At 38.0% G+C, this 18,165-nt stretch carries 13 protein-coding genes; 1 reads left to right on the forward strand and 12 read right to left on the reverse strand.

The window, feature by feature from the left end:
- Positions 1 to 5 precede the first annotated feature (5 nt).
- Both DW005_RS05185 and DW005_RS05190 read right to left on the reverse strand, forming a co-directional pair.
- A complete protein-coding gene (locus tag DW005_RS05185; RefSeq protein WP_117478447.1) occupies positions 6 to 1,325 on the reverse strand; it encodes a radical SAM protein in 1,320 nt (439 codons plus the stop codon).
- 360 nt (positions 1,326 to 1,685) lie between these two features.
- Positions 1,686 to 2,849, reverse strand: coding sequence for an IS3 family transposase (locus DW005_RS05190; protein WP_117478448.1), 1,164 nt, complete (start codon positions 2,847 to 2,849; stop codon positions 1,686 to 1,688).
- 257 nt (positions 2,850 to 3,106) lie between these two features.
- Between DW005_RS05190 and DW005_RS05195 the strand changes: the two genes are divergently transcribed.
- On the forward strand, positions 3,107 to 3,832 hold the full coding sequence (locus DW005_RS05195) for a transposase (protein ID WP_117478534.1): 726 nt from the start codon (positions 3,107 to 3,109) through the stop codon (positions 3,830 to 3,832).
- Positions 3,833 to 4,302: 470 nt separating this feature from the next.
- On the opposite strand, the gene DW005_RS05200 is transcribed toward DW005_RS05195, so the two are convergent.
- From DW005_RS05200 to DW005_RS05245, 10 genes are all read right to left on the reverse strand, one after another.
- Positions 4,303 to 5,067, reverse strand: a complete 765-nt coding sequence (locus tag DW005_RS05200; protein WP_117478449.1) for a phospholipase D-like domain-containing protein — start codon at positions 5,065 to 5,067, stop codon at positions 4,303 to 4,305.
- A 192-nt stretch (positions 5,068 to 5,259) separates the two neighbouring features.
- Complete coding sequence (locus tag DW005_RS05205) at positions 5,260 to 7,011, reverse strand: recombinase family protein (RefSeq protein WP_181974951.1); 1,752 nt, start codon at positions 7,009 to 7,011, stop codon at positions 5,260 to 5,262.
- A 253-nt stretch (positions 7,012 to 7,264) separates the two neighbouring features.
- Positions 7,265 to 7,828: a recombinase family protein gene (locus tag DW005_RS05210; protein WP_117478451.1), complete on the reverse strand. Its 564-nt coding sequence runs from the start codon at positions 7,826 to 7,828 to the stop codon at positions 7,265 to 7,267.
- Between the two features lie 220 nt (positions 7,829 to 8,048).
- Positions 8,049 to 9,407 carry a relaxase/mobilization nuclease domain-containing protein gene (locus tag DW005_RS05215; RefSeq protein WP_117478452.1) on the reverse strand — a complete coding sequence of 453 codons (1,359 nt, stop codon included), beginning with the start codon at positions 9,405 to 9,407 and terminating at the stop codon, positions 8,049 to 8,051.
- Positions 9,389 to 10,327, reverse strand: coding sequence for a plasmid mobilization relaxosome protein MobC (locus DW005_RS05220; protein ID WP_117478453.1), 939 nt, complete (start codon positions 10,325 to 10,327; stop codon positions 9,389 to 9,391). Before DW005_RS05220 ends, DW005_RS05215 begins: the two co-directional genes overlap by 19 nt.
- Before the next feature lie 363 nt (positions 10,328 to 10,690).
- On the reverse strand, positions 10,691 to 11,128 hold the full coding sequence (locus DW005_RS05225; RefSeq protein WP_117478454.1) for a hypothetical protein: 438 nt from the start codon (positions 11,126 to 11,128) through the stop codon (positions 10,691 to 10,693).
- A gap of 251 nt (positions 11,129 to 11,379) precedes the next feature.
- Positions 11,380 to 14,181, reverse strand: a complete 2,802-nt coding sequence (locus DW005_RS05230; RefSeq protein ID WP_117478455.1) for a DEAD/DEAH box helicase family protein — start codon at positions 14,179 to 14,181, stop codon at positions 11,380 to 11,382.
- Entirely contained in the window at positions 14,181 to 16,277 is a 2,097-nt protein-coding gene (locus DW005_RS05235; protein WP_181974952.1) for a DNA methyltransferase, read from the reverse strand. The genes DW005_RS05230 and DW005_RS05235 overlap by 1 nt, the downstream gene beginning before the upstream one ends.
- A 103-nt stretch (positions 16,278 to 16,380) precedes the next feature.
- The gene (locus tag DW005_RS05240; protein ID WP_117478457.1) at positions 16,381 to 16,638 is read right to left on the reverse strand and encodes a hypothetical protein; all 258 of its coding nucleotides are present in this window, start codon (positions 16,636 to 16,638) and stop codon (positions 16,381 to 16,383) included.
- 74 nt (positions 16,639 to 16,712) lie between these two features.
- On the reverse strand, positions 16,713 to 17,318 hold the full coding sequence (locus tag DW005_RS05245) for a ParA family protein (protein ID WP_117478458.1): 606 nt from the start codon (positions 17,316 to 17,318) through the stop codon (positions 16,713 to 16,715).
- Between the last annotated feature and the right edge of the window lie 847 nt (positions 17,319 to 18,165).

Genomic DNA, 18,165 nt, shown 5'->3' on the forward strand with positions numbered 1-18,165 from the left:
TCCTGTTATCTATATGATTCGCCGTCTTCAAAAACTACAAACAGATTGTTTGTTTCGTTTTCAACACAGTCCAAATATCTTTTTATAAACTTTTTAAGATTAACATTAAAACACCTATTTTTACACATATCTGGGTTTAGTGTTTTAATACACGGCAACTTGTTAGTACCACCGCACATAAATATATCTGCACATTTCATGCACTGTTGATCCGCAATAATTGTTTGCGTTTTCTTTTTTTCAAAAAAGTCATTACCTTCAGAAAAGTCAGCAACTAATTCTTCAATTGATAGTCGTTTATCATCAAAAAAAGACATTGCGCAACTTCCAACTGTTCCATCAGAAAAAAGTTTTAAACTATACTTAGATCGAAATTGGCATTCTTCAACAGAAACAATCGGTGAAATTGTCACAGGCATTTCTGCAGAAACCAATGCATCAATAGCATCCGTACTACACCAGTTTACAAAATCCAGATATGTAATTCGATTTTTGAAATTTCTTGTAACATTCAATTCAGCAGTATAATTAACACTAATCAAAGGCTTGAAAACAAGTCTATTCTTTAGATCTTCAATAAACGCCTTAAAATAACTACAGTTTTCATCATCGACATTATAACGAATTATAATTTTTGTATCTGGCTTTTTCGTATGAATAGTATTTATATTCTCAACAATTTTGTCGTATGTTCCGTTTCCTTTCGAATCAAATCTGACCCTATCGTGGCAAGATTTATACGACAGTGGAATGGTCAACAGCAAACTATCATAGTCTTTCAAACTTAATAAATTATCGATCAGTGTGCCGTTTGTATCAACGAGAACATGAAACCTTACATTTGATGCTTTGCAAAAATTCTTAAGAGAATCATACACTTTCATAAATTGTTTCCAAATTAAAGTTGGTTCACCACCTAAAATTTTTATGTATAATTCCTCAAATGAAGTCTTTTCATGAACTTTACATATATACTCTACAAGTTTGTCCAACGTTTTATCATCTATTATTTTTCCGTCATGTGTCCCTGCTTGATAACAATATGGACACCGCAAATTGCAACTAAGGTTTAGTTCTAAACTTATAAATAACTTATTTTCATTTAGCAGAAAAGATGATAGGTTATCTTCTATACTTTTATCTGTTTCAACAAAAAAACAAGATTCTTGCAAGACCTTAAATGATTCTTCACTCAATTCTGCGATAATATTTCCTTTTTCAACGGAACCGCCGGGCATCTGTATTACCGCGTGATTTATCGTGTTGTATAATGCTATGTCATCATTTAATTCTATAACTCGAACATATTTCGATAACTTGTTCATAATTAGATACCTCTATATCAAATCTTTTTTTAATTTACTATCTTCAATATTTGTTAATTGGGAAGAATTAACCCTCTCCCTCTAATTCAGGAAGAGGGTTAACCCTGTTTTTCAAACTATTAGCTTATATTAGCTAATAATTCCGCATGTGCAGCAAAGCACATTCTTCTTTTCAGAAGCAGCTTTTACAACTTTTACAGTAACCTTCATGTCGTGTTCTCCTTTCAAGGTATTTATATAATAGGGATTTTACAATTATAATGACTCGGTTGTCAAGACAAAAATTTGATGTTTTTATAATGAACTGATATGTTGACGGGTTACATGGAAAATGTGTGAAGCATCTCCCGGATTTTTATGCTATGCGGCTGCTCTGGCTGCATCTAAAAGCATTGCCGGATAGTATACCTCTGCGGGACGTTTGTTCCCAATGGACTGATGGCATCTTTCAAAGTTATAAGTGTAGATGTATCTTCCGATAGCTTCTCGTGCTTCCTTGAGATTAGCATACTCCGTGAGATATGCTTCCTCATATTTGAAGCTGCGGAACCAGCATTCGATCATGATATTATCTGCCCATCGACTTTTGCCATCCATGCTTTGCCGGATTCCGTTGTTACGAATAAAGTCGATGTATTTGTCACTGGTAAACTGGCTGCCCTGATCCGAATTGATGATTAACGGCTTGGCTACTTTAAAGGCTTTTTTACAGGCGTTGATAACCATGGTGGTATCCAGAGTATCATCAACCTCCCAGCCAACGATACAACGGCTGTACCAGTCGATAATGGCTGTCAGGTAAAGAAATCCATGCTTCATTGGAATGCATGTAATGTCAATCGACCATGCCTGATTGGGACGGTCTATGACTGCATTACGAAGCAGATACGGACAGACTTTTGCCTGCTTCATGCGCTTAGACAAATTCATCTTTGGATAAATCGGTGTAATGTCCATTTCACGCATATATCTGCCTGCTTTACGGCGACCAACCTGATATCCGCGCAGTTTAAGTTGAGCAGACATCTGACGGGCTCCCCAGGTAGGATTATCCGTATGCAGATGGTCAATGACAGCTTTGCATTCCAGTTCTTCCTCTGAAACGGGGATGCCGCCATAATATACGCTGGTACGATTGATTCCAAGCAATTTTGCACCGGTAGAAACTGGCAATTCTTTAGTCGTCGAAAGGTTTCGGACTAAATTTACTCTCGTAGTCAGGTCCGACAACTTCTTCAGATTTTTTTTTGAGCCAGCAACCTGCATAGTAAGTTGACCGACCTTTTTGGCGTATTCGGCTTTTTCCTTGCGCTCTTCGGCAAGTTTTTCCTGGAGATTGTCTTCCCTCTTGTTATCAAAAGCAAGAGAAGCATTTGTAAGGAATTCCTTCTTCCAGTTGCGCAGGAGATTTGGTTGAATGTCGTTTTCAACAGCAAGGACATTAAGTTCTTTTTCTCCTTTAAGCAGTTGAAGTACGAGGTTGGTTTTAAATTCAGCACTGAAATTTCTTCTTGATCTGGACATAATAAGTACCTTCTTTCATTTGTTGGTTATAGTATATCAGATTCATTAAGAAATGTCGCGTTCAGTGTCTTAATTTATGAGACCATTATAGGGACGGCTCTGAAAGCACATCCACTAAAAATGTGTACAAAAAGGGGTATCATGTTACAGAAGCTTGTGTCCTTACTACCAGCAATCATCCTGTCAGTATTTTTTCAAAAATACACTCATCCGCTGAAAAGGGTTACAAATCTGCTAATGTGATCACCTTTGAGGCCATGGAACAAGGTGCCGCACTTTTTAAAAGGGCGACTTTTTGCATGGATCGCGGTTATGATGACAACAAGATGTTCCTGAAACTTGATGATTTGGAACAGGATTACGTCATCCGCCTTACCTCTAAAAGAAAACTTTTATACCACAACAAATGGACTCCTGCCACAGAATTGCGCGACCGCAGAAAAGGCAAGATCAAGACCAGTGTTTTCTACAGGGGAAAAGAGCATGAAGCTTATCTATCACACGTTAGAGTGCAGATCACTGCATCCAGAAAGGACATTTATCTGGTCCTCGTTTATGGCATTACGGAACATCCGATGATGCTTGCCACCAATAAGGAGATCAAATCAAAGGAAGATGTGCTCCGGGTGTCCCGGATATATTTTTCCCGATGGAAGATTGAGGAATACTTCCGATGCAAAAAGCAGATGTTCCAGTTTGAAAACTTCCGCGTACGGAAACTTCACGCAATCAATGCACTTAATTTTTATATTACCGTGTGCATGGCTTTTCTGGCAATGGTATCCATGGAACCCGAATCAAATGCACTCAAGATAGCAATTATAAAAACAGCAAACCCTGTAAAGGAAAAGGTTTTCTTCTGTTATTACCGACTAGCCAAAGGCATCTCCGGTATACTCTCATATGCAAAAGAGGGCGTCCGGCTCTGGTTTCGAACGAAACGTCCCAAATACCGGCAGCTTTGTTTTAAGCTAGTCGTTTAATATAGAAAAAGAATCAATTTATAAAAGCCCGGTTTCGATGGGGCTTATTAAAGTGCCGTTGATTTTACTATCGTCATCTATAGATTTTAAAAATCAGGTAAATTGGCCCTTTTATAAAAATGATTCATTTTCAGAATGCATTTAGCGGAAACTCAAGATCTTTATACAAAAAGGCTCCTGCTGGGAGATATCATACATTTTCGCAAAAGTGATACCTTTTAGCAAAAGCCTATTATTCAGCAGAGTCTCAAAACACCCCTCTGCTACGATATTCAAATGATTCATTCATAAGGCTACAAAACACACATCCATTTTCGCTCCTTAATATCCCACAAACCGCAGAAAATCAAGGTTTCCTTGAAAGCAGACAGACGGTTTCAATATTCCCCTGAACTTTGATTTTATACTGCATAGCGAAAGTATGCAATGGTTTTTCAAAGTGGGGTAATGGTTTTATCCCCATTAGCATTCTACCAATCAAACTCAGCATCGCTGTTTCCAGTATATAATTTCATAAATTCATCAGCAAATTTCTTTACAAAATCTCTGTCCAATGCCGTTGCCAAAGTTTCATCGTTATATTGAGCTGCTTTGCTCCAATTATATGAACCATGCATTACAAACTCAAAATCAATAATACAAAATTTATCATGTAAGCGATTAGATAAATATGCTCCCTTTAGCGGGACCTTTATTACTTCAAAGTTAGTTTCTAACTCGTTCATCAAATATAGATTACTTTTTTCGTCTGATGTGATTATACGAATACTCACACCTTGTTTTTTCTTTGCGAGTAGCTCTTCAAAAATATCCTTGTCTGTGAACCAAGCAACTGCCACCCAAATTGTGTATTTTGCATTCCTTATACCTTGTATAATCGTTCCCTTAATTTCATCAAAAACAACATCATGCTCTGTAGCATTTTCTTCTTCCAATTCTATCAGTTTTGGTTTAATACTCAATCCGTATAAATCATAGTCAGTGCTTGGAACATATATATCATTTGCTAAATCAAAGAAAATATCTTTGTATTCCTTTGCCTTTTTCAACATCGGAATAGGAACTCGTAAATCAAGAAATTCTTGTCTTTGATCTGTAACACGGGTATATGCCCCTGTCTTCCTAAAAGTGATTACTGAATATCGCAGAATTCCTAACAGCTCATCTTTGTTCGGAATTTCATCATCATACTTTATCGTTTCTATCATCGTCTTTAGAAACTGTTTTTCATACATAGAAATCTCTCCTTCGTCTTGTATCACTCTTTATAATGCACAAACTTTTGCGAAAAAGTATCCTTTCACCAAAAATGTATATCTCCCATTTCACAAAGCCTATCCCCTAGGGTAAACATCCGGTTATATCATCACTCTACGGAAACAGAAACACACATCTATTTTATTCCCAAAATGGCGAAATCCTTTGATTTATTGGGCTTTTCTTGACAGAAGGCACACACTCTCAACGTGTTCTTCATTGGATAGGGAATCATCATCGCCCTGCTGATATGATTCTAATGGCTCTATTTCAAGCGTATCAACGATTTCATCACCTATCTTCATAGGAATCTTGAACTGTACAGACTTGACCCATCTGCCGTCTTCCTGCTTCTCTGTAAATATCTCGATTTTCTCAATCATCATCTTTGCAAGAATCTTTTTCTGTTCATCCGTCAGACTGTCAATATTCTGTATAAACTCCTCTGCAATACGTTTATATACCTCTGCTGATAGATTTACACCTTGTGCATTGTCAATCTTCATCTCAACGTTATACAGCAAATTATCTGTATTTGCTATCTGCTCATTGATTTCTGATAAATGTGCCCTGTATGACTTCATCAGGTCATCATATAAATCATCATCAATATCAAGGTCATTGATTCTGCGTAACTGCTTTTCCTTCTTTGCAAACAGCTTCTCACGCTCTTTCTCAATACGCTCCTTCTCTGCCTGCAAATCATCCATATTGCTGCGAGAACCCATCTTTTCTTCAAACATATCTTTGAGTTCTGAATTGTCTATCGTGAATTTCAATATCTGCATGATTTCTGTATTCACTTCATCCTGTCTGATATGCTTCTTGTAGTCGCATAAGTGCCCTGATACCATTTTTCTGTTCTTGCAGATGTAATACCACATATCTGTGTAAAATTCATCAGAACCCTTCTTTTTCTTGCGATTCACTACACCGTACATCGGTGCACCACAGACAGGACATCTCAGCAATCCAGATAATATATGTTCGTGCATCAGACTATGTGTCTTCTCACGCTTGAAAGCGTTCTTTGCACGTTTCACCTGTACCCTGTACCATGTGTCTTCGTCAATGATAGCTTCGTGCTGACCATCATACAGCTTGTAATCATCTTTATCCTGTTTCACCACATGGAACTCATTCCTTGTACCTTCGATTTTCTCCGTCTTCCTGCGTCCATACGCAATCTTTCCAGCGTACACAGGATTATCCAGAACGCCTTTTACAAAATGAGCACTTATCAGTGGCACTGTACCGTTCTGACGTACAGTCTTTGTATATCCGTTCTCATTGAGCCATTTTGCCACAGCTCCAACACCCATACCGCCTAAATACTTCTTGTATATCAATTTTATCAGCTCTGCTTCTGCGTCATTGATAACAAGCATCTTTGACTTCTGACCGTCCACAGGCACCAATTTATAGCCGTAGGGTGCAAAACCACCGTTCCATAAACCGTCACGTGCTTTTTGCTGCCTTCCTGCCATCGTCTGCTCCTGTATGTTGGAACGCTCTATCTCTGCAACAGATGCCAATACACTGATTATCAGTTTTCCTGATGCTCCTGCACTATCAATGCCATCTTCTACGCATAAAAGATTTACTCCGTAATCTTCCATGTATTGCAATGAATTAAGCGTATCAGCCGCATTACGTCCAAATCTCGACAATTTGAATACAAGCACATACTCAACATCATCCTTACTACTCTTGATGTCTTGTAACATCTTTTTGAACTCTGGACGACCTGTAATATTCTTACCGCTTCGTCCCTCGTCACTGTATTCACCGACTACCTGCATACCTCTGTGAGCCGCTTCTCGTCTCAATCGCTCTTTCTGAGCTTCCAGACTGTATCCATCGACCTGAACTTCTGTGGAAACACGTGTGTATATATAACAATTCATCTTTTTCCTTGCCATGTTCCTACCCGCTTTCTTGATTTTCAATCTTAATCGTGCTTCCATTATATATCATTGATATATTTCTTTCAACATTTATCTACATGATTGCCAAGTATATTAAAAAAGTGAGCTTAACACCCACTTTTTATAATACATCATATTTGACACCGTATGACCTCACCACGCACGTTTTATATAAAAACGCACAATCTTACGGAAAATACATTTCACACTCCTTCACGTGCTCATACAGTGCATAAAACGCTATATTTTACTTTTCCGACTTCTGATACTCTTTAATAAGCCTGTCAAGAGTTGGTCTTGAAATATTTAATTCCTCAGCCAGCTCTTTTTTTGTGTATTCTCTACGCAAATATCTATCATAATATTTGCCGAAGTCTTTCACCTGTACAGCCTTACGACCTTTGTATGCTCCTCTCTGCTTTGCAAGAGCGATACCCTCACGCTGTCTTTCCAGAATGTTCTCACGCTCAAACTCATTGATTGCAGCAATCATTGTGAGCATCAATTTTCCTGTGGCAGTCGATGTATCAAGATTCTCTTTCAATGATACAAGATGTATATTCTTCTCTTTGAATCTCTCAACCAGTTCCAGCAAATCCTTTGTACTACGTGCAAGCCTGCTGAAATCTTTGACATACACTGTATCACCTTCACGAGCAAACTCTAATAATCGTTGCAGCTCTGGTCTGTTCATATCTTTTCCAGATACTTTTTCAACAAACCACTTTTCAATATCATATTCTTTCAATGCTTCGACCTGTCTGGCTTCGTTCTGGTCAGCCGAACTGACACGTACATATGCAATTTTCATCTTAAAATCTCCTTTTGTGTAAAAATAGAGAGTATTTATATTACTATTTGTAAATAAATTCGATTATAACTCTATTTTTACACATATTATCCAATAATACAACCCATCCAAATAAATTTAAAATAGGGTACGCTCTATTTTTACACGTAATACAATAAAATAGGCACCTGAAAAATCAGATGCCAATTTCATATTCGTAGTTTTTCACACTTACCCTTTCCTACAAACTTCTATCATCTTTTTCATCCTGCTGCTGAACATCTCTAATACGTTCCATGATTGTATCAGCAGACAAGCCTTTAATATGCTTCGTATCATTATGAACTTGTGTAACACCTTCCTGAACACGTCTACGTCTTCTGTCTCTTTCAATCTTCTGCTGTAATCGCATTGCAAGAATCTCCTGTTTCTTATCTTCTTGCTTTCCAATAATTGCACCAGCCGGAACTTCGATGTTATCTCGTTCATCCACATTATCAACAGCTCTCGTATCAACATTTACAACCTTATTAGGCTCCCAATGAGGTACAGGACCATCAGGTACAACAATCTGTACCGAACCTGTTCTTCTACGTTGTTGAAGCTGTTGTTTCTTCTTTTCTTCTTCCTCATCATCTAATACACGATGTTTCGGAACCACTGGTACATCATCCTGTACCACACCAGCAACTACATGTTCATCCTCATTCCCTGTCACATGTTCATTATCGCTGTTGCGATTTCCATGCAACTTATGTTCCAGTTCTTTCTGCTGTTCCTTCTCTTTAAAGAACGACTGTACACCTTCGGCATCGTACATGGTACCCATCTTGTACGAACGACTTTTCAGATTCTGCGGAATCTTTTTACCGTCAGCAAATCCGCTTGTGTCCATCAATTCATATGTATAGTATCTGCCACGTTTCTTACTGTCGTGAACTTCAATGTTCACACCAAATCCCGGAAGATTCTTCAGCCATTCATCTTCGTTTTCACTTTCGTTCATGGCTGCCATGATTCTCATTTTCAAATCATCTTTCCATACATATTCACCTTTATTACGCTTTGCACGTTCCGTCTGTGTACTCTTGTCTTTTGCCTTTGCAGTACCCTCATCCAACTCAATACCATGCTCTCGTACAAGCTCATCTGTCCACTGCATCAGTGTCGGTTGATAATACTGTTGTCTATCGCACCCCTTGCTTGTTTCCATGTCTGTATCACTTACAATGATATGATTGTGCACCAGTCCAGACTTACCATCTGTCTGTGTGAACACAACACATTGACGACCTTTGTAATGTCGCTGTGCATACTCTTGTCCAATCATGTTCGCAGTCAAAATGTCTGCTGTGTCATCTGGATTCAGTTCATTGATACTGAAAGATTGCACGATTCTTATTACCTGTGTTTTATGATTGCTTCGTGCTTTGTTCCAATGCTTTTCCATCTGTGTTGCTACATCAACACCCGGCAACAAGTTCACACAGGAAATCATCTCGTTACGATTCTGATTTCCATTGTGTCCCTTATCTTTTCCATAAGCATATTCAAGAGCACCACGACCATTGCACGTTCTTGTTACTCTTGTGTATGCCATAGTTGTTCACCTACTCTCTCAGCAACTGCATCGAATCTGTCCAGATATTTTTCAACAGCGAACAGACTAAAATAATTCCAGTTCACACTTTTCTGTACTCTTGTTAAATACATAAGTCTTTCCTGAATTTCTTTCTTACGTACAGGTGTTGCTGTCTTATATTCAGCGTTCAATCTTTCGATTTGACGCTCAAGGTTGTTCCACTTTGCAACCTGATTTACATTGACACCAATCTTATTTAACTCATTCCTGATACCCTGTAATTCATTTGCAATGATTGCCATTGTACGCTGAATGTTCTCACCTTGGTCACCATCAATGTATCTTACTGTTCCCAGATATTTTTCCAAATGTCCATCAATCGCAAGTCTTACTACCTGCGAAAATGGTACACCAAATTCCTGTGCCATGTCCTTCATGACTTCATCAACCTTCTCATTGATTCGTGCAGAAATTTTTACAAGTTTTATAGCTTCGTCTTCTTCTGTATTATCATCAACACTCTGTACAGGTTCAGCAGGTTTTACAGTCTGCTTCGGCTCTGGTTTCGCAGTTGGTTGCACCTGTGGTTTAGGTTGTGTCACTGCCTGTGTTGTCTTCTGTACTGACTGTTGTGCCACACTTTTCTGCACTGGTTGTACAGGTGTTTTCTTAACAAGTATCGTCACTGGCTTCTGTTGTGTTACTGTTTTTTGTACTGACTTTGCATGTTGCTGTACTTGTTCAGTTGGCTGAAAATCTGGAGATGGTATCAACGATTGAACAGGCTTTTGTTTCTTAGTATTCCAAATATCCTCATTGTACGATGATTCTTCTTCTTTTTTCTTTTCCATATCTGCTTTCTTAGCTGCTTCCATCTGTTTTCGCTTATGTTCAGCCCATGCGTCCGTAGTGCCGTCTAAATTAAAATTTATACCCATGTATATCACTCACTCCTTTTTCGCATCATCTTCCACATCATTTCACCAAAGCCGGATTCGGCTTTGTCTCATGCTGTTCTGTATTTTTATTACGCAACTGTTCACAAATCGCATAGTGTTTGTCCCCCATACACTTTGTTCACGACACCCATAGGCTTTGTCCCCCACAGGCTTTGTCCAAATACCCATAGGCTTTGTCCCCCATTTACTTTGTTCTGGGTGTCGTTGCTAATTTCGTTACTTATGCAAGCATAGGGTTTGTCGGACAAGTCCGAAAACCCTACCGCTCGCTCTGCTCACTTGCTTGCAAGGGAAACTTCGTTTCCCCTTGACTCCTTCCTGCTTCGTTCGCTTCGCTCACTCTTATTGTTCATACCCATCACGATTAATTGCACCACTCTCATATGGGTCTTCTTCATCGAACTGACTCACTCCGTACATGCCATCATCTTCGTAACCATCATCTGGAAATTGTTCATCAATCTCCTTATTACGCTTCTCGATTTGCATGGCTTTTCTACGTTCAGCACGTTCTTTTTTCTTCTCACGTAACGCTGTGATTTCATCCTGTGATTCATGGATGATTCTATCCATGTTCATTACAATATGCTTTGCAATCACACGTGCTTCGTCTTTGCTGTACCCAGCAAATTTTTCAAGAACATCTTCGCTGTTCATCAATTCGTTATTGACAAGTTCAATAACTGGACGTGCTTCTTCACGTCTTAATTCTGCTTCTTTCGCAGCCATTTCTTTTCTCATTTTTTCAAGTTCTGCTCGAACATTTTTTAAATTACTCATATACTGTAACCTCTACTTTCTATCAAAAATTTGTAATAAAAAACGGTGAACAGAATCAAGAAACAATAAGTTTCCATCATCTGTTCACCGCTACGTCTCTCACGTATTTTTATTTCAGAATACGCTTCTGCCAGAAGCTGTGCGTCCGTAAACAATTCGGTTTTCTACACCGTACTGCGTAGATATTTTTTCATATCGGACATTCTCTCGTGAACTTTTTTATTTAATTGTTCAATGTAAATATAACAGATTTATTTATCAGATACAACCGTATAATTTCTGCCCAGTGCACCCATAAATAATTCCTTTGCAGAGCTTCCAGTAAAGTTTTCAATCTCATCCTGCACCTGTTTTGTCATCAAATCAAGATAACGATAAACACCGCCTTTTTCATCTGCAACAGCAAGTACAGAACCAAACATATCAGGATGGTCTTTCAAATACATCACATAACCTTTCAGCTTTGCAACGCTATCTCCTAACCAATCACCATGAGGGTCTACAATCGAACGAATAATTTTTCCATCGCCAGTCTTCTGAAAGAAAATAAAATCAGGATACATATTTTCCCATACATCATTTAACTTGTAAGGAATTGCAAGAGATGCATTAAGATTTCTTGACTGATTCCTATACCATGCTACATTTAATGTACGTGATAATTCTGTTTTTACCACTTTTTCTTCAAGGTCATTCAGCTTCAAATATGCCCAACCTTCATCGTCACTAATAATATGTTTTGGATATGCCTTATAATCTTTGTTCTGACGTGTAATACTTGCCTGAACATTTAAATTACGTTCAATATACGGTTTTGTATTACCATCAATTCTATCCCATTTTGCTTTATTTTCTTCTGATACAGCATATCTCTGCGGGGCATAAATACTCAACAATTCATCTGTCTTTTTCTCTGCCCACTCTTCCATTGCCTGAATAATTTCCATACAATATCCAACAGCAGCAATACGACTAATCGCATTTGCATCAGAATCAAATTCTTCATTTTTACGCTTGTTGATACAATACTTAATCAAATCAGATGCACCAGAAAACACACTTACTGTATGTTTATAATATGTTACCAATCTATCTGCATCATTCTCAACCAGTTCTTCCCTATCCTCAAATGCTTCTCCTGTAAGTGGGTCAACTCTTTTTACGCTCACGGTTGTACTTTTAATTTCACTCAACGAACGCTTAAATTCTGCCGGATGTTTATGAATTTCACCTTCGATATTGTTATAAAATTCTTCCTGAATTTTTGAATCCAAATCAGACTCCACATCAATATCAGACATAACTACGTCAATACAGTCCCATAAGTCTAAGAAATGGTTTGTTTTATCATGACGCACCTGTCTGGTGATAATTTCTTCAAAACTTGCTTTAATTGCATCACTGTCAACCTTCGGAATTCTTTCAAGAGCTTCCGTCAATTCTTTCTCAGTTTCAACAATATCATCAACGTTAACCGCAAATTCATCGTCTGTATTAACAGCAAATTCTGTTCCTGACAATGAATCTTCTGTCGATTCTCCATATGTATAACCGCCTGATTCGCATACTCTATCTGCACTAGCAGCAGTTACATTTTCATGCTTGACATCATCAGGTTGCTTCACTTCATTTTCACTCTGCTTTTGAGCTAATTTCTTTTCAATTTTCTTCTTGGTTTCTCCAAAAAATCCTACATCTGCCGGATTTTTAATAATCTTATTTGCATCAACCGCTACATTGTCTTCTTTCAAGCGTTCAACAACACTCTCAACAGTCACAGCATCATATTCTGGAAGATAACATGCTACTGTGTTCAATTCTTCTACATTTGTAACACGTCTTGCTAATGGTGTACGAACCATACGACCAATCAACTGAGCAATGTATGTTGGGTCAGTTCGTTTTCTTCTGGAATAAATAACCTCTGCACGAGGACAATCCCAACCAGTAGATACTGCATCCTTTGCAAAAAGCACTCTAATTTCTGTGCGTTCAGCAACTTCCTCTGGTTTTACATACGGAATCTTTCCAGCCGGAGTAACAATGTCATCATGTTCACCAAATACATTTGCAAAGCAATCTGAAATATCCAGCCAAGGTAATGTTTTATGAATCTGAGAACAGAGAGAAGTTAATGTATCAACACTCACTTTATCTTCAACTTGTACTACCATCAGTGGAATTACAGTAGGGATTTTATTTTCTTCACAATAATCCTTCCATAATTTTGATGCAGAAGCCAGTTTCACACATGCCTGCGTTAAATCCTGATGCTTTGTATCAGCTGCTTTCTTAGGTGTACGAAGCTCAATCATATCTTTAATAAGACCCGAATCTTTTACGGCAGATACAGGTACATCAACAGATGCCTTCATATCCCGGTTCTTACGACCAGCCATTGCATTATTAAATCGTTCAGGTGTAGCAGAAATTCCTACTACGCAAGGCATTGGCTTATTGATTCCATCCTGTCCATCAATAATAATGCTATAAATAGTTTTATTGGCATTATCACTTGTACCTTTATCATTTCCTGTACCAAGACCTCTGTGAGCTTCATCAATAAACAGGAACAAATGAATGTCATCATCTTCAATAGTCGCATTCAGTACATCATAAAACGAACGTCCACCTTCAGCTTCATTTGTCAGCTTCTTTCCCTTGCCAAGTAACTGCCTATTCAAAAAATAAATATGCCCCGGTGACAGTTTTGCATGATTTTTTGCAAAATCTGCACTGATTGCTTCCATCGACACAGCTCCATTCAATAAATCTGTTGCTGCATCAAATCTTTTCATTGTCTGTTCATTCAAGCTAGGACTATCTGACAACCACAAAATTGCTGCTCTATCATCGCCAGCATATGTATCATTTCCATAAAACAAGCCTTCTGCAACAGCAGCTGAGATAACAGTCTTACCTGCACCAGTTGGTGCAGTCAACGATACGGCAGATAAAGAACCATCTGCGTCGTAACTACGACGCATAGATTCCATCTTTTTTAAAAGCTCAGTTACTGCATCTTTCTGAAAATCAATTAAACCATACTTCATTAGTCCAGTCCTCCTTCGCCACAAATTTCAAATGTTCTGAGGAAAGTTTCGTACAATCTATGTACTTCAATTCCCGGAAGACGTTTGCACATATTAGAGTAACGTCTCTGGTCATCAGTTACTACAAACACAGTCTTAATAGTCGGTGTATTCTTTACCTTTTCACAGAATTTAGAAGCTTGTCCATAATCAAAAAGCACACCATAATAATCTGTTGTCAAATAACTCTTACCAATCTTACGAATAATCGGACCCTGACAGCCTGCCTGCATCCACAAAATCGGTGCAATAGCATTGAATGCATTATCCAAGCGAATAGGCCATGCTGCCTCGTATGTCAACTCGCAGAACACGGCATTCGCTTTGAATCCATCTGCCATCGGCATATCGGAACCAATATAGTTGCCTTTCAACGGCTTGCCATTAACGTCAACGCCTTCGATGGAGCACTTCGTTCTCGGCCATGTGACATAGCGAGCAATACCGAACTGTTCCCAATCATCATCACCCTGACGAAGATTCTGCTTTGTAAATTTCTGAGCTTCATCTGAAGACACTTCATTATTAGTTACACAGATAGCTCTGCGATGTCCGCCATCTTCAGCATTCAAAAGATTTACTGCATGGAGTGTTGTTCCTGAACCTGCAAAAAAGTCGATAATCAATGCATCTGGTTTGTTTCCAACTACAGTCCTCAGTGTATCTGCAACGGCATATAAAGATTTCGGATATGGAAATTTCCTATCCAAAAGCATGCCACTCAATAATTTTGAACCATGCCATCCAGCATTGTGTGATACCTTATTCCACACAGTTTTAGCGACTCTCAACTGACTATTAACTCGTTCCACTAAATTTGCTGAACCATCATCGTTCAATCCAGTGATTTCAACTTCTCCTGATTCAATTCGCTTTTCAGTGCCTTCATTAACCGTTAAAACAGAATATCCAATCGCCTTCTTACTAGATTTGCCTAATCTAAGAAGACCTTTAGCTAAACGTCTATTAGCCACCTCAACGCCAGTTCTCCAACGAGCTTCACGACCATCTGCTGTCATGGGCCAGATTACATCCAAGCCTTCTGGGACATTTACTGATTCTTTTGGTACACCAAGCGGAATAGGTTCACCAATTTTTTCAATATTTCCTTTGTCCGTATTTACAAAAATTGGGTAAAACAAGTTTTTCGAATTTTCTCTCAAATTCCCCTTACCTGTACGAACAAATTGGAACCACAACTGACTTTTCGTTGCTGATTGTCCTTCATTTAACATATCGTCTTCTGATTTTACAACTTCTGCACTTCCAAGAAATACGAAATAGATGTATTCGTCTGCTCTTGAAAACAGTCCATCTCGTGTAGAACCTTGACTACTAATGACACATGTAACCATCTGAATCTTTGCTTCTGGGAATACTTGCTCCAATAAAATTCCTAAACGAGCATATTCTTTTTCATCAATGGTTACTATTAACACACTGTCTTTTGGATTCAACAGCTGTTTTGCGAGCTTCAGTCTGCGTTCCATGAACGCAAGCCACTTACTATGACGATACTGGTCATCCTGACCAACATAATCATTGTTATACTTCCAGTCTTTCGCACCTGTATTGTAGGGTGGGTCAATATAAATGCAATCCACCTTACCTGCATATGCATACGTCAATGCTTCCAAAGCATGATAGTTCTCGGAATTGATAACCATATGATATGGGTCTTCTGGATTTCCTCGCCCAATACGGTCAATTTCCTTCAGACCAGGATAGATGACATCTCTGTAACTCACAAGGACACAGATGTCTTCCAATGGAACATCTTTTGCTTCTCCATCATGTTCAAGATATGCAATACCATTATCAATATATTTCACACACCAAGGAACAGAATTTTCTTCCGTTTCCTTTTGTCCACGAGGTGCAAGAATATTCACTGTATCACCTATTGCAGGTTGCTTTTTATAAAGCCTAACTGCTTCTGGTAAATTATGTTCAAAAACCAAACCATACGAATGGTCTTTTACATATTTCTGAATCTGACGTGCAAGCTCTGAATTTAACTTTGCAACCTCAGAAATTGTTTCATTAATATTTGCCATAATACGCATCCTTTCTTATATACTTCATATCTACACGATATATATTCTATATCCATAAAACCTACTGCTACTGCGGATTCCACTCCACATATCTATCCATACATTACCAATTATGTGTACTCATATATTCATCCGCAGCTAATCTGAAAAACGCTGACAGGCTCAAGCCATGTGCCTTTGCCTTTGTTGTCAGTCGTTCTTTTTCGTCCTTTGTCATAGATACAAGTGCTGTTGCTCTTGTATCGCCATCAATAGATTTCTTCGGTGTCTTCGACGCTGCTGTCACAGCTGCCTCATGTTCCTTTTCTGTATCGCTTTCAAAACTGTCTAAAAGACTCGTCATATTCTTTTTTCTAGGCATCTCAATCATCTCCTTACATTCTGTATGTTCGTCTAAAATAAATATCACATATCTATATTATAGATACAGGATATTTATTTTGCAATCAGTTTCTTGCTTTTCGCCTGTCGTTTTTCAACTGGCAGACCAGCAAGCTGACTGATTTTATCACACAGGGTATTTACAGCCTGTGTTGCAGGACAATACTTATTGATTTCATTGACAGAGCAAGAATAGTTCTCAGCCTGTACAATGGCTTCTGACTGCGGAATAGACATCACTAAATCAAGAGTCTCTTTCTGTCTGTATTTCTGCAACCATTCCATAAATGATACAGATGCAGTAAATCTGTTCACACCGTTCACAGCAATGATAATCGGACAATCCTCATTTTCTTTTACAAGTGCTACGGTACGTGTAAATGCTTCAATATTGCCGCCTGTCGGTCTTGTTGGGATTACAACCACATCAGCACCCTGAATGGTCTGAATGGTCTTATCATCCATCAATCGTCCCGGTGTATCAACGACTGCAACCTCTGGATTATCTACTTTCTTATCGTTATTTCTGTTCTTGTACTGTCCATCGAATGAATACAGTGATACAGGAACATTCTGTCTCATGTAATAGAAATACAGTTCATCGGATAATCGTGTCTTTCCAACGCCACCTTTTTCAGATACAAAAACAACTGTCTTCATGTTCAATCACTCCTTCTTTTATATATGTTATATCTATTTAATAGATATTCAGTATCTATTATGTATCTAAATACAGTATAATAGATTCAATACCAGATTTCAAGAGTGAGTTTCACATTTTTCATTGTCTGATTCTCAATTTTTTGTATCAAAATTTCCGATGGGAAATTTATGTCACATATTTTGGTCAATTTATGGTGCATAAATTGGACATTGGATAAAATTATAAAATGTAGAAAATTATATAAAAATACTTACTCTATAAATATTTGATAGCTATTATATATTTATAAAATAAATACATAATATATAAAATTGCAAAAATCGCAAAATTTTCGATGGGAAATTTATGGTGCAAATTCTGGTCATAAATTGGGCAATTTATGGTGCAAATTTTTCCCATCATGATTTTTATAGATGAAGATGCAGCTATGATACAGAAAAATGGAAAGGGATGTATGAAATAACATCTACATTGCACTATATGACATCCTGAATCAACAGCATAAAACATAATACGTCATAAATGGTGCTGTATGACCTCGTGGTTAAAGTTTTATGTAATAAACGCATAATTTTACGTTTTTGCGATAAAAGGTCACTGGTGAGGTCATACAGAGTGAAAAACAATATGTTTATTATTGTTCTGCTGATGTACAGGATATAACAGAGATAATAATTGGAATATTACAGGAAAATATGGGATTGTAGAAGACGGAACCAAAATGGGAGAAAAATCGAAGAAAGTATAAGAAGCGGTATAAGATAAGCTTATACCCGCTAATCAAGACCACATCGACATTACAGCATATTTTCAAAAATGGGTATAAGGAGACAAAAAACACCT

Source organism: Clostridium sp. AF36-4 (assembly GCF_003435975.1).
GTDB lineage: Bacteria > Bacillota > Clostridia > Lachnospirales > Lachnospiraceae > Eubacterium_F.

Coding starts and splice junctions, on each gene's coding strand:
- DW005_RS05210 (WP_117478451.1), bottom strand. CDS start 7,828: ATGAAAATTGCATATGTACGTGTCAGTTCGGCTGACCAGAACGAAGCC.
- DW005_RS05195 (WP_117478534.1), top strand. CDS start 3,107: ATGGAACAAGGTGCCGCACTTTTTAAAAGGGCGACTTTTTGCATGGAT.
- DW005_RS05230 (WP_117478455.1), bottom strand. CDS start 14,181: ATGAAGTATGGTTTAATTGATTTTCAGAAAGATGCAGTAACTGAGCTT.
- DW005_RS05225 (WP_117478454.1), bottom strand. CDS start 11,128: ATGAGTAATTTAAAAAATGTTCGAGCAGAACTTGAAAAAATGAGAAAA.
- DW005_RS05245 (WP_117478458.1), bottom strand. CDS start 17,318: ATGAAGACAGTTGTTTTTGTATCTGAAAAAGGTGGCGTTGGAAAGACA.
- DW005_RS05240 (WP_117478457.1), bottom strand. CDS start 16,638: ATGCCTAGAAAAAAGAATATGACGAGTCTTTTAGACAGTTTTGAAAGC.
- DW005_RS05185 (WP_117478447.1), bottom strand. CDS start 1,325: ATGAACAAGTTATCGAAATATGTTCGAGTTATAGAATTAAATGATGAC.
- DW005_RS05215 (WP_117478452.1), bottom strand. CDS start 9,407: ATGGCATACACAAGAGTAACAAGAACGTGCAATGGTCGTGGTGCTCTT.
- DW005_RS05200 (WP_117478449.1), bottom strand. CDS start 5,067: ATGTATGAAAAACAGTTTCTAAAGACGATGATAGAAACGATAAAGTAT.
- DW005_RS05190 (WP_117478448.1), bottom strand. CDS start 2,849: ATGTCCAGATCAAGAAGAAATTTCAGTGCTGAATTTAAAACCAACCTC.
- DW005_RS05220 (WP_117478453.1), bottom strand. CDS start 10,327: ATGGGTATAAATTTTAATTTAGACGGCACTACGGACGCATGGGCTGAA.
- DW005_RS05205 (WP_181974951.1), bottom strand. CDS start 7,011: ATGGCAAGGAAAAAGATGAATTGTTATATATACACACGTGTTTCCACA.
- DW005_RS05235 (WP_181974952.1), bottom strand. CDS start 16,277: ATGGCAAATATTAATGAAACAATTTCTGAGGTTGCAAAGTTAAATTCA.